Genomic DNA, 12,873 nt, shown 5'->3' on the forward strand with positions numbered 1-12,873 from the left:
GTGCCTGACGGCGAGGACCGTAGGCGCGCCGAAAGGCCTGGAGGGAGGAACCTGGGGTCGGGCGAGGCCGTCGAACCCGACGGGTGGCCGCCTGAGGGTGCGCTGCGGTTGGTGATCGCCGATGGCAGCCCGGCCGTCGCGGGGGACAGCAGCGGGGGTTCGGGCTGGCAGGTGTTGTCGCTGAGCCGTCCGGTCACAGCCGCGCAGGGTGCGCGGATCGCGGGCCGGCTTGCGGAGATCGGCGGAGTCCCGGTGCCGGAGGCTCTTCTGGCCGGGCCGGTCGAGGCCGGCGAGTGGCTGGTGCTGCCGGCGGCCAGGCGTGCGGTGCTGGTTCCGCTGCGCCGTCGCCGACCAGGTTCTCGACCGGACGTGGCTGCAGGCGAGGGCGCGGTCCGCGGATACTGGCCGCCCGACTCTGGGGCGCGGCAGGCGGGACGTGTGCCCCGGCGGCCGGGGCCGGTCGCGATGGTCAGTGCTCGGACGGGCGAGTTCGTGGTGTTGGTTCCGCCGCGGACGCGGGCCGGTCGGCTGACGCTCATCCCCGCCCCGGTGCCGGCGCGGCTGCCTGCCACGCGGGGCTGGACGGATCCTGGGGTGCCTTCGGGTGGTCAGGGTGTGACCGTCAACTACGAGTACCCGCCCCTGCGGGTGGCGGGTGGGTTGTCCCCGTTTCCTGCCCCGGATCCATACGCAGCGGCCCTCGCCGGTGTGTTGATGGTCGACACGGGGGTGTTCAACGGGACGGCGATGGGCGCCTATGTGGTCCCGAAGGGTGACGCGGCGCCGTCGTTCTTCGGTTTCGGGTCGCTGGGACGGAAGACGGGGGTCGGCCCGCCGGCCTTCCAGGTCCGTGGGATCGCGGCGGGGATGGGTTGGAACAGTGCGATCCGCGTGCCGGAGGCCACGTCGGTCGCCGACTTCCCGTTCCTGGCCGCGTTGGACAATCCAGGTGCGATCGGGGCGCCCGAGGAGGGTCTGTCAGATCCGATGACGGTGCTGCGGGTTCTGACCGGCGGTGCCAATCCGTGGGTCAGGCCGTCACAGGGGGATCTGTGGGTGGCGGCGGGCCTGGCGTTCTCCTGTTTCGAGACGATCTTTGGTCGGGCGATGCTGCTGGTGCAGGCTGGCAACGACCTGACGATCGCGCTCGTGGGCGTCGGGGGCACCGAGTTCCCCCGGCACGGGAACACGAAGTACGCCCGGCTGGAGTTCGCGGTCGAGATCGTGGTGCGTCCGAGCGCCGGGGAGCTCAGTCTGGGCACCGCGCTCACCCCGGACTCCTACGTGTTCGACGACGACTGCGCGATTCACGGCGGCGTCGGGCTGAAGGTCTGGTTCGGGGCGCATCCCCAGGCTGGGGATTTCGCGCTGAGTATGGGTGGCTATCACCCCGGTTACGAGCCCCCGTCGGGCTATCCGCGACTCGCGCAGCTCGGTATCAGCTGGGGGCTCGGGTCGAAGGTGACCGTCGGTGGCGGAGGCTACTTCGCGATCACCCCGTCGGCGGTCATGGCCGGCGGCCGGTTGGAGGTGAAGTTCCACTCCGGTGCGCTGCGGGCGTGGCTGACCGCCTACGCGGACGCGTTGGTGCAGTGGGATCCGTTCCGGTTCGACATCGGGATCGGGGTCTCGGTCGGGGTGTCGGCCACGGTGAAGATCGCATTTGTCCGGGTGTCGATCACGGTGGAGGTCGGTGCGGACCTGCGGGTCTGGGGGCCGCCGACCGGCGGTGAGGCGAAGATCAGTCTCTGGTTCGTCTCGTTCACGATCGACTTCGGGGCGGGTCGTGACCGGATGCCGCCGCCGCTGGACTGGGCGCAGTTCACCCGGATGCTCCCGCCGCCGGACACGGCGGTCCGGGTGATGGCGGTGTCGGGCCTGGTGGCGGACGGGTACAACGAGGACGACCGGTGCGGCGGCCCGCGGGCGCCGTGGCAGGTCTCGGAGTCCGGGTTCACCTTCAGCACCGACTCGGCTGTCCCGGTCACCGGCATCTATCTCGACACCGCGCAGACTCCGGTCGTCCATGGGGACAGGCTCGACATCCGGCCGATGCAGGTGGAGAACCTCGACAGTGCGCACCGGGTGACACTGACCCGCGACAGTGAGGACGGTGGTCTGTCCCGCTGGTCGGTGGCGGAGACCCGGGTGAGCGTGCCGCAGGCGATGTGGGGGACCGGCCGGGGGGACATCCTGCCGCGGCCCGGTGAGCAGCTTGTCCACGACCAGCTCACGGGCGCCCACTACTCCTCCCCGCCGGTCGACTACGGTACCTCCACCGGTTACATGTCCGAGCAGGCCCTCGCGTTCGACCCGATTGCGCCGGACGGTCCGATGCCGCTGGACCCGGCTGCGCTGCCCGGTCCGCCGCCGGTCCGCCGGCCGGGCACGATCGCCCTGATCGTGGCCGGAGTGGACGCGCCGGACCAGCAGGCCACCCGGACGCAGCTCGCCGCCGCGTTCGCCGGCTTCGGCCTGGATCTCGGTGAGCGCGACGCCGAACTGCCCGGCTATGCCCGCACGGCCGCGACCGCGTTCACCGCCGAACCGATGCTCGTCCCCGCCTGAGGGCAGACCCGCCCGGCGGTCACCCTCGTCTTCCCGTCGACGTCGTACCGAGCAGCTGAAAGGCGGTGCCGCCGTGCCCTGTGGGGCTCCAGAACCCCGATTCGAGCAGTGACCTGCGTGTTTGCCTGCCGGACGGGGCCCGTGTCGGGCAGGCTGGATGGTCATGGTGTGGTCGCTGCTCTACGCCCTGATGCGCAACGCTCTCGGACTGATGTTGCTCCGCGTGCGCGGCGACACCGCGAAAGATGTGGAGCTCCTCGTCCTGCGGCACCAGGTGGCGGTGCTGCGACGGCAGGTGAACCGCCCGGCCCTGGAACCGGCGGATCGTGTCATCCTCGCAGCCCTGTCCCGGCTGCTACCCCGGGCCCGTTGGGGTTCGTTCTTCGTCACCCCGGCCACCGTGCTGCGCTGGCATCGGGAACTCCTCGCACGGAAATGGACCTACCCACACAAGACCCCCGGACGGCCACCGGTTCGCCGGGAGATCCACGATCTGATCCTGCGCCTCGCACGGGAGAATCCGACTTGGGGCCACCGCCGGATCCAAGGAGAACTGATCGGGCTGGGCTACCCAGTCGGAGTCGCCACCGTCTGGCGGATCCTGCACCGCGCCGGCATCGACCCCGCACCCCGCCGGGCCGACATCTCCTGGCGCACGTTCCTGTCCGCCCAGGCCTCCGGCCTGCTGGCCTGCGATTTCTTCACAGTGGACACCGTGTTCCTCCAACGGATCTACGTGTTCTTCGTCGTCGAACACGCCACCCGTCGTGTTCATGTTCTCGGGGTCACGAAACAGCCGACCGCAGCCTGGGTCACCCAGCATGCCCGGAACCTGTTGATGGACCTCGAGGAGCGCAGCCACCGGTTCCGCTTCCTCCTCCGTGACCGCGACGCGAAGTTCACGGCTTCCTTCGACGCCGTCTTCGCCGGAGCCGGCATCGATGTGGTGCGCATACCGCCGCAAGCCCCGACGGCGAACGCGATCGCGGAACGCTGGATCGGCACCGTCCGTCGCGAATGCACCGACAGGCTGTTGATCGTCTCCGAACGGCACCTGATGTCGGTCCTCGGCAGCTACACCGAGCATTTCAACACCCACCGGCCCCACCGCTCCCTCAGCCAGCACCCACCCGACTCGCCACCCGTGCTCGCCCCGACGTCGGATTCCACCGTCCGTCGCACACGCATCCTCGGCGGGCTGATCAGCGAATATCGCAACGCCGCCTGACACCTCCCGCGGAAGATCGCATCAACCGCAAAAGGTCAGCTCAAAGGCCAAATCGGGATTCTGGGGCCCCACAGGTTGTTAAATACTGTGGGTAACGTACGCGGTTGCTTGTTGTCCGAGAAAACGATGGGTTCCGTGTGCTCATTGTGGGTGTGGACGTTGCGGAACTGTCTGACAATCAATAGTACCCTCCGGCATCTGCGGTCGCTGTGACCTGCGCGTTCGGGCATTCTTGGATATCGGTAGATATGTTCCGACACGTGTTTCAGGGGTCTTTTAATCTGCGGGTTCAGGGTTCGATCCCCTGGCGGCCCACATTTGATCATGGCTGCGACCTGCGGTGATCCCATTTTCTAGATCTTCTTTGGAAGATCATCTGAGGTTTGTGGGCTCAATGCGGGCTCGAGCCGCACGATCTTGTTCGTCGGGCGATGGTGTGGGCTCAACGCCATGATCCTATTTTGTGACGCTGTGTGTCCGTCGGCGGGTTGACGAGGTCGGATTCGGTCCTTCGCGGATGAGATCGCACAGCAGCGCTCCAGGCGGCGTGGCTTGTACGAGCACACCTCGTTCACGTTCCTGGGGTACACCTTCCGGCCTAGGGGCGCCAGGGGAGCCGACGGAAAAATGTTCGTGAGTTTCCAGCCTGCGGTCAGTCCCGAGGCCCTTAAGAAAATGGGCCAGCGGGTCCGCCGATGGCGAATCCACACGCGTACCAGGCATGACCTGGGCGGGCTCGCCGTGCTGGTCAACCCGGTCGTGGCGGGCTGGATGAACTACTACGGCCGGTTCTACCGGTCGCAGCTGAATCCCCTCCTGCACCGCATCAACACCTGCCTGATGCGGTGGGCTGGCAAGAAGTACAGACGGCTTCGCCCGTACAAGCGGTTCAAGGCATGGTGGACCGGGCTCCTCGATCGGGAGCCCGGGCTGTTCGTGCACTGGGCCTGGGCACGCACGCTCGCCGGAATGTGATGAGAAGAGCGGAGTGAACCGAGAGGCTCACGCTCCGTTCTGTGGGAGCCCGGGGGTGCGATCCCCCCGGGCCACCCGACCACACCAGGCGGCGAAGTCGCAGGTCACCGGGGTGCGTCTTTTTCAAGGGCGTGATTTTGGGTTGATGGCTGCATCAACATGGGTGACCTCGGAGCGTCTGGACCTTCAGGAGCGTTGCGGGCATCACAAAGTGTGATCTGTGCTGGTCAGCGGCCATCGCGCGGTTGGGCGGGACCACGGGTGGACTCGTGGGCGTTGTTCCGGGTCGGCCGGTCCGGGGCCGACGCTAGGGATCATGGCCGGTGTTGGCGTTCATGTCCCCCAGCAGGTCGGCGGCCCGGCGGTGGCGATGTCCGTGTCCGTGACAGTGGTCGAGGTGCACGACGACGGCAGCACGGCCCCGCTGGACCCCGAGACCGCCGCCCTGCTCGCCGGCCCGGTGCGGCAGTTCTCCTCGATGATCAGATGGGCGGTCGACGGTGCCGCGGGCGCGGACCACGGCGACCGGGAGACGACGATCGGTACGGACGGCCGTGGTCTGCAGCGGGCACTGCTACAGACCACGTTCGCGCTCGACACCGCCCGCGAGCAGCGCGTCAGCCACCTGGTGTCCGCGGCGGGGATCCGGCACGGCAGCGTGGAGAACGGCCACGGCCGGGGCCTGACCAGCATCTTCGGCGAGGTCCAGGCGGAACGGCTGGCCTACCGCAACCGGCGCGAGGACACCCTCTACCCGGCGGATGCCCGCTGGGGCCTGCCCGCGGACAGCTACGCGACGGGGATGCGCACCCTGGCGGCCTACCACCTCGTCACCGGCGGCTACGGGATGGCGCAGAAGGTCATCGCCGACCGGACCGGGGTCACCGTCGGGCGGGCTCAGCTGTCCATGATCGCGGCTGGCCTGGCCCGCTGGACCGGCGACTTCCACGAGCAGCGGGCCCGCGGCGCCGCCGGCCTGGCCGACGGGGACGTGCTGATGCTGCGGGCCGACGGCAAGGGCATCGCCGTGCGCCCGGAGCACCGCACCCGCGCGGGAAGCGACGCGGCCCACCCCGGTGTGAAGAAGATGGCCGAGATCGTCGCGGTCGCCCGGTTCACCCCCGCCGTCCGGGTCCCGCAGGACCTCGCCGCCCCGGCCGCGCGCCGCGCCGGGCACCCCGGGCCCGCGGCGACGGACACGTGGGTCTCCGCGTCGATCACCGAGGACATCCCGGCGGTGATCGGCCGGGCGCTCGACGAGGCCGACCGCCGCGACCCGCTCCACACCCACCAGCGGGTCGCCCTCGTCGACGGCAACAAGCAGCAGATCGCCGCCATCAACGAGCACGCGCACCAGCGCGGCCTGAAGGTCCCGATCTTCATCGACTACATCCACGTCGCCGAGTACGTGCGCAAGGCCGCCGTCCCGCTCAACTCCGGCAAGCCGCCGACCGCCGTGAGCGCATGGGGCGACGGGCAGCTGCTGCGGGTCCTGCACGGCCGCGCGAAGGCCGTCGCCGCGACGCTGGCATCCCTCGCCGCGGAGATCCGGAACAACCCACGTGCCCGCGGCACCGACCTCGGCGACGTCGACCGGGCCGTGACCTACCTGACCAACAACCACCCGTACATGCGCTACGACAAGGCACTCGCCCGCGGCTGGCCGATCGCCACAGGCATGCTCGAAGGAGCATGCAGGCACGCCATCGAAGATCGATTCGGTTTGACGGGCGCCCGGTGGGGCCTCGAGGGAGCCCAGGACATCCTCAACCTCCGCGCCGTCGTCATCAACGGCGACCTTGACGCCTACCTGGCCTCCTACAAGCGGCGCTACCTCGAAGAGCACCATCTCGCCCGCTACGACGCCGCCAGCATCCCGGACCTCGGCCTCAGCTCAGCAGGCCCTTAACGGCGCCCGCCACGTGACCCGAATATCCCGGCATGACACACCCCCAAAGAAGACGCACCCGGGCCCGGCGGTGTCCGCTGGTTTCTGTGGTGGAGCTCGACCTGGTCGGGGAATGCGTTCGCCAGCCCCCTGTAGCACTCACCTCGTCCGCCATGAGCCGCACCCCCGGGTGCGGGCGGAGCTGTTCGGCGATCCCTTCGACGCGCAGCCCGGTCTGGTCGTGCATCCGACCGGACCAGCTGGCCCCGGACCACAGGACGCGGCCCTGACTGTCGCTGATCGTGATGGCCGTGGCCGTGTTCTGCCGTTTCTTCCCGGACACGATCGCCCGGCGTCCCGCCCGGCCGGCGGCCGGGCGGCGGACCTGGGTTCCGGCCCCGCCGACCCGTAGCCGTACATCTTCGGCCACGCGTTCTCCGGAGGAGCCACCGTCCGGTAACGATCGTCCACGACGCAGGAAGATCAGAAACGTGTTTACCCAGGTCACTGCTGTCACGCGTACCGTGTACGTGGCCATGTCACGCCCCACCCCGTTCCCGATACGACCGGCCGATGCCCTGGCCCGTGGCAGAGGACGGGTCGTCTGTGGGGTCAGGGCCGGTGGCGTAGCAGGATCTGTGTCGAGGCTCCCCCGGCCCGGGAACGGGGAACCTTGACGGTGGGTGGGTTAGGCCGTGTCGTCCCTGGTGGGGATGCCGGTCAGGAGCGCACGGACCTCGGCTTCCTGGTAGCGGCGGTGGCCGCCGAGAGTGCGGATCGAGGTCAGTTTTCCGGCTTTGGCCCAGCGGGTCACGGTCTTGGGGTCCACCCTGAACATGGTGGCTACCTCAGCGGGTGTCAGTAGAGGAGCGGTTTGTGGTGCTCGTGTCGTGGCCATGCAACCTCCAGTTACAGAATGTGTTCGTCTAACATACAGATGGTTTTACTTCGGGGGCAATTCGGGCGTGACCCGGTAGGGTCATATTGTGACGAGTCGGTCACGTCTACCAGGGCGGCACTACGGTCCGTAGCGAGTGACCCGCCGGAGCATCGCTGATACGGCTGCCGACCGGCGTGGCGATCACGCCATGGAACGATCGATTTTGATAGTCACGTTCTGCTATCAGGGCCGGCCGGGGCTGGGGGCCGCGCCAGGCCAGCCAGAGCCGGTGAGGCCAAGCACCCACACAGAGCCAAGCCGACCGTGAGCCCGCCCGCACCGTGAGGCGACGTCTCGGGTCTGCGCCTGGAGTTCGTTTTTATACAGACCTTGAGGACGGTGAAGCGGTGAGCGCATCAGCGCGGTCGAGGAATGCACGGACCGCTGGTGTCCGACGGTGGGGCGCAAGGTGGGTAGCCAGGCGGCTCATGTGGCCGACGCATCGGGCTGAGTCGACTTCCCCGGTGAGGGTGTTGACGGCGGCACTGCCGAGTGCTGTTACCTGGTCGAGGTCGGGTGGGTCCTGCCGGGCGTAGGCGGTGGCGAGCAGTGTCTGGCGGAGGGCTGCTTCGCGGGAGAACGCCGTGTCCTGCAAGGACAGGGCGGCGTGGAGATGTTCTTGCGCCCGGGGCCAGTCGTGGAGTTTCAGATAGCAGTACCCGGCTTGGGCGTGCGCCTGCGCCTCGTTGATCCAATAGCACCATCCGGGTTCCCCGTGCTCGGGAACAGCGTCTGTCAGCCGGTCGAACGCGGTGTCGATCGCCGTGCGGCAGCCGGTGGTCTGCTGGTCGTTGGCGTACGCCTCGGCCGCCCGCAGGTGCAGGATCGCGCTCACCCGGGGTGTTCCACCGGGATAGCCGGCCAGGGCGGTTTCAGCGAGTGACACCGCGGCACGGACATGACCGAGGTCCTTGGCCTGGCAGGAAGCGAAACCGAGGATGTTGGCGCCGAGCGCGCGGTCACCGGCGGTGTGCGCGGCGTGGAGCGCGGCGACGAAGAAACGTTGCGCGGGGGCATGCTGACCGGCGTCGAAGGAAAGCCAGCCCGCCAGCCGGAGAAGTTCGGCCGCGGTGGCATGGAGGCGGCGTCCGACGCTGTCGGTGTAACGCCGATGCTCGAGGAGGCCGATGACGTAGGCGAGGTGCTGGCGGACCAGGCCGAGTAGCGCACCCCCACCGAGCTGGTCGTCCATCCGGCGGAGCTGGTCGATGATCTGGTCAAGGTGGTCGACGACCGTGGCGGGCAGACGGCTGCCGCTGTTCCGGGTCACGGAGTCCACGGGTGGGGCGAACAGCCACCCGTGGGCGGGTTCGGTGATCGCCGTGCCCATGGCGGTGAGGAACAGTCGACGATCCATGCCTTCAGCGTCGAGGATGCCCCGGGCCGCCTGCAAACCGCCCTCCGCGTTCCAGGGCAGCGCCATGGTGGTGTCCGCGGAGGAGCTGTCGCCGGCGGGTACCGGCGGCCACGGGTGGATGACGGTTTCCCCGGGGAGGGGCCGGCAGAATCCCAGCTGCGTTTCTGTCGCCTGGTACAGCGTGCACAGCAACTGCCGGTAGCGTCGTCGTGGTCGGACCAGCCCACGTTCCCACCGGGAGATCATCTCGTCGTTGACCCCGGGGTGCGTGCCGTCGATGGCCCGGGCAAGGTGCACCAGTCGTGAGGCAACTTCGTGCTGCTCGAGGCCGTACCACTCCCGGTAGGCCCGCAACATCAGTACGGGGGTGTCTCTCGACATGACGGCCACGTCCTGCGTGTCGCTTGAGTGACTGAACGCGGTAACACTAGCCGTCTCGACGTCGCTCCCCGGACGGCTTCCGGAAACGGCAACTGAAACGGCCACTGATTAGGCCATTACCACGGCCTTCCTGTGTGCGTCGTCCTGCGGTGTGCTGGGAGCGGTCGCCGCCGGGGCGATGAGCAGCAGACCGGCCCCGGCGGCGGCATGCCAGCCCCATCGAGGGGCGGTGGACAAGGCGGCCAGAGCACGGCTCGTCCCTTCGGCGTGCCGGTAACCGCCGTGTCCGCGCGGCCCCGAAGCCCTCAGGAAGGAGGAAGGCGATGAGTAGCACCCTCGGACAGCCCACCGGTACGGCTCCGGCACCCGCGCAGGTCACCGTCCAGGACGTGGCCCGCGTGCAGCGCCGGGTGCGGGCGTTTACCGCGGCCCGTGTCACCGACACCGCCCCGACGGCCTACCACCGGTAGAACCCCCGTCAACGCCTGGCTCTGTCCGGGTCGGCGGGCAGGGGTCCCGTTCCCCCTTCGTGGGATCCCTGCCCGCCGGCCCCTCGCGGCAGAGCAGAAAGGACGACTCTGGCATGGCCCCGCGGTCCACCGGCCTGGAACTGACGTTCCTGGGCCATCAAAGCTGGCACATCAGTGACGGCACCGCTGTGGTGCTGCTCGATCCGATCCCCACCCCGGCGTTCGGGGCCTGCCCGCAGCTGGAGTTCGCGCTATGGCCGCCTCGCACGGTGGACGTCGCCGCGATGCCCCGCCCGGACGCGGTGGTCCTCAGCCACGAGCATCTCGACCACTTCCACCTGCCGTCCCTCGACCTGCTCGACCGGCGGGTACCGGTCTACACCGGCGTCACCACCCCCACCGCGGTGGTCGACGCGATCCGCGCGGTGGGTTTCACGGTGCGGCGGCTGGACCACACGCAGCCGCTGCGGGCCGGCGAGATGGAGATCTTCCTGTATCCGGCGGCTGCCCGGACACTGTTCTGGGAGTCCCGGGTCGCCCAGCCGCTGATCCGGCTGGTAGACACCGCCGGCGCTGACGTGTTCATCGGTGTCGACGCCGACGTCAGCGACCTGTACGTCGAGCAGCTCACCGACGGTGCCCTGCTGCCGCCACGGTTGGCGGTGGTGTCGAACAACGCCCAGACCGTCCCCTACGGGGCACTCGGCGCGGACACGAACCTGCTCCCCGGCCTGGACGGGCCCCGCCGCCGCACGACCGGCATCGAGATCCTCCACAGCCTGCTGATCAGCTATTTGGAACCGCTCGACGGTGTCGGCGAGGTCGCGCTGTGCGGCAACGGTTTCATCGCCCCGCGCAGCCCGCACGGCCCGTTTCTCTACGCCGACCATGCCAGGCTCGCCGACGCCGCCAACGCCCTCCAACACCTGTTCACCGTGTACGGCCCGCGGCCCGGTGACCGTCTGACCCTGCCCGCCGCCGGCGGGCCCGCGCGTTGTGACCGGGTCCGCTGGGTGCGTATCGACACCGACGCCGAGCAGGCCGCCTACGCCCGCCAACGCGCCTTCCTCGCTGACCCCTACCCGGTGGAACCCACCCCGATCGCCCCGCCGCTGATCCACGCCGACGACATCAGCGACGCCCGGACGCTTCTCGCCGCCGAACTTCCCCGGCTCGCCCGGCATCTGATCGCTACCCGGACCGGCGCGCTGGCCGGCGGCATCCACGACTATCTGTCCGGCCCGCTCGGGCCGCAGCGGGCGGTCCTCCGCCTGCTCGACCCGCCCGGCAGCCCCGGCACGACGGACAGCTACGCCTGGGACATCACCGGACCCGCGTTCGTGCCGGTGCCCACCACCGGACGCGAGGCGGCCATGGCCACCTACCCGTTCGGCGCGGAAATCTACTACCAGGACCTCGTCGGCCTGCTACGCGGCCAGGTACAGATCTGGGACATCATCGGCGGCTCGTTTCAGGGCTGGCACCTCGGTGAACCCCTGGACTCCCTCGTCTACGCCCTGTTCGCCATCTACGGGGAGCACCAGCGCCCCGACCTCGCCCGCACCTGCTACACGCGGGCCGTCGCCGCGCTGCGCGGTTCCCCGGCCCGCCACCCATGAGCCCCGACCCGGCCGGGCCGCTGGCGGGCGCGACCCGCATCCGACCGGACGGCTGGCTGGCCACCCCCCTCGACACCGACCCCACCGCCGCCGCGGCCCAGGCCCAGGACCTGATCAGCCGGTTCCATCCCCACGCCCGCGGCCCGCTGCGCTGCCTGCGTGCCGGCTACCGCACAGCCGTGTTCACCCTCGGGGATCCACCGGTCGCCGTCCTCAAACGCCACGGGGACCCCGACGCCTACACCGGTGAAACCCTCGCCTACGAACTACTGGCCGGGCAGAACGTCCTCCCCGGCCTGCGCAGCGCCTGCGATACCTCCCACACCCTGCTGGTGGACCATGTGGCCCGCCCCGCCAACTGGTCACGGCCCACCACCTTCGACGCCCTCGTCGCCGCGATCGCGACCGTGCACACCGCCTCCGCCCGCTGGCATCCCTCCCTCGTCACAGCCACCGCCTGCTGGCAGCTGGATACCGCGCTGACCGCGCCACCCCCGAGATGGATCAGTAATCCGGACGCCTGGTGCATGCTCCTGCACGTGACCGCCGACGCTCACGGACCCGCCCACGTACCCCTGGGACACCTCGACCTGAAACCCGCACACCTCCGCGCCGACGACGACACCACGGTACGGATCATCGATGTGGAGACCCTGCGCCCGGACCTCACCGGCATGCCCGACCTGATCACCCTGCCGTCGGTGGCGCACGCCGCCGGGCTCGACCTCGACCCGCGCTGGATCCGCCGCGCCTACCTCGCCGCCACCACCGACCGCGGGGCCCACTGGAACGACCAGTCCCTGATCCGTGCGCTGACCGCGTTCGCGACCGCCACCGGACTGTCCTCCCTGCACGGCCTGACCGCCCCGTGAACCCGACCCCGCGCGGCAGGATGCTGACCCCGCTGGCCCACCGCCCATACGCACTGCTATGGACCGGACAAAGCGTCTCCCGCGCCGGTAACTACATCTTCGACACGGTCATCACCGTCGCCGTCTACCAGCTCACGCACTCCGGGGTCCACGTCGGCGCGGTCCTCGGCGTCCTGGTCGCCGCCAGCCTGCTGTTCCTCCCGTTCGCCGGGGCCGCCGGGGACCGCGGCTCCCGCGTCCGGATCGTTCTCGCCGCCGACATCATCTCCGGAACGGTCAGCCTCGCACTCGGCGTCGGTCTCCTCACCGACCACCTGCCCCTGCCCGCGGTCTACGGTGCCGCCGCCCTGGTCGGCGCGCTGTCGGCCTACCACCAGCCCTCCTACAAGGCGCTGATCAAAGCAACGGTGCCCGACCACGCCCACGACGCCGCCGTCGCGCTGACAACCCTGACGAACAACATGATCCGCCTGGGCGGGCCCGCGCTCGCCGGGATCGTGCTCCTGCTCGGCAACGCCGCGGTCGGCCTCCTCATCGACGCCGCAACGTTCGCGGTCGCTGCCGCCACCCTGACC

Annotated in this window: 11 protein-coding genes; 8 read left to right on the forward strand and 3 right to left on the reverse strand. The window is 69.6% G+C overall.

Features of this window, described 5'->3' with window-relative positions; genetic code table 11:
- The first annotated feature begins 594 nt into the window (after positions 1-594).
- The 4 genes from AC5LUJ_RS19390 (at position 595) to AC5LUJ_RS19405 (ending at position 6,680) form a co-directional block, all read left to right on the forward strand.
- On the forward strand, positions 595-2,568 hold the full coding sequence (locus AC5LUJ_RS19390; RefSeq protein ID WP_493465432.1) for a DUF6603 domain-containing protein: 1,974 nt from the start codon (positions 595-597) through the stop codon (positions 2,566-2,568).
- 121 nt (positions 2,569-2,689) lie between these two features.
- Positions 2,690-3,796 (forward strand): integrase core domain-containing protein, encoded by a 1,107-nt coding sequence (locus tag AC5LUJ_RS19395; protein WP_493465433.1) that lies wholly within the window; start codon positions 2,690-2,692, stop codon positions 3,794-3,796.
- Positions 3,797-4,429: 633 nt separating this feature from the next.
- Positions 4,430-4,771 carry a group II intron maturase-specific domain-containing protein gene (locus tag AC5LUJ_RS19400; protein WP_493465434.1) on the forward strand — a complete coding sequence of 114 codons (342 nt, stop codon included), beginning with the start codon at positions 4,430-4,432 and terminating at the stop codon, positions 4,769-4,771.
- 316 nt (positions 4,772-5,087) lie between these two features.
- Positions 5,088-6,680, forward strand: a complete 1,593-nt coding sequence (locus AC5LUJ_RS19405) for an ISKra4 family transposase (RefSeq protein WP_493465435.1) — start codon at positions 5,088-5,090, stop codon at positions 6,678-6,680.
- Here the strand turns inward: AC5LUJ_RS19405 and AC5LUJ_RS19410 are convergent.
- From AC5LUJ_RS19410 to AC5LUJ_RS19420, 3 genes are all read right to left on the reverse strand, one after another.
- Positions 6,661-7,197, reverse strand: a complete 537-nt coding sequence (locus AC5LUJ_RS19410; RefSeq protein WP_493465436.1) for a transposase family protein — start codon at positions 7,195-7,197, stop codon at positions 6,661-6,663. The genes AC5LUJ_RS19405 and AC5LUJ_RS19410 overlap by 20 nt on opposite strands.
- A 150-nt stretch (positions 7,198-7,347) precedes the next feature.
- Entirely contained in the window at positions 7,348-7,557 is a 210-nt protein-coding gene (locus AC5LUJ_RS19415) for a BldC family transcriptional regulator (RefSeq protein ID WP_493465437.1), read from the reverse strand.
- 361 nt (positions 7,558-7,918) lie between these two features.
- Positions 7,919-9,337, reverse strand: a complete 1,419-nt coding sequence (locus AC5LUJ_RS19420; RefSeq protein WP_493465438.1) for a helix-turn-helix domain-containing protein — start codon at positions 9,335-9,337, stop codon at positions 7,919-7,921.
- 323 nt (positions 9,338-9,660) lie between these two features.
- On the opposite strand from AC5LUJ_RS19420, the gene AC5LUJ_RS19425 reads away from it, so the two are divergent.
- From AC5LUJ_RS19425 to AC5LUJ_RS19440, 4 genes are all read left to right on the forward strand, one after another.
- Positions 9,661-9,807, forward strand: a complete 147-nt coding sequence (locus tag AC5LUJ_RS19425) for a hypothetical protein (protein ID WP_493465439.1) — start codon at positions 9,661-9,663, stop codon at positions 9,805-9,807.
- A 113-nt stretch (positions 9,808-9,920) separates the two neighbouring features.
- Positions 9,921-11,426, forward strand: a complete 1,506-nt coding sequence (locus tag AC5LUJ_RS19430; RefSeq protein ID WP_493465440.1) for an MBL fold metallo-hydrolase — start codon at positions 9,921-9,923, stop codon at positions 11,424-11,426.
- On the forward strand, positions 11,423-12,298 hold the full coding sequence (locus tag AC5LUJ_RS19435; RefSeq protein WP_493465441.1) for a hypothetical protein: 876 nt from the start codon (positions 11,423-11,425) through the stop codon (positions 12,296-12,298). The genes AC5LUJ_RS19430 and AC5LUJ_RS19435 overlap by 4 nt, the downstream gene beginning before the upstream one ends.
- Positions 12,295-12,873, forward strand: a 579-nt coding sequence (locus AC5LUJ_RS19440; RefSeq protein ID WP_493465442.1) for an MFS transporter, incomplete at its 3' end; no start/stop codon positions are given. The genes AC5LUJ_RS19435 and AC5LUJ_RS19440, both read left to right, overlap by 4 nt.

The organism is Protofrankia sp. CiP1_Cm_nod3, assembly GCF_982290655.1.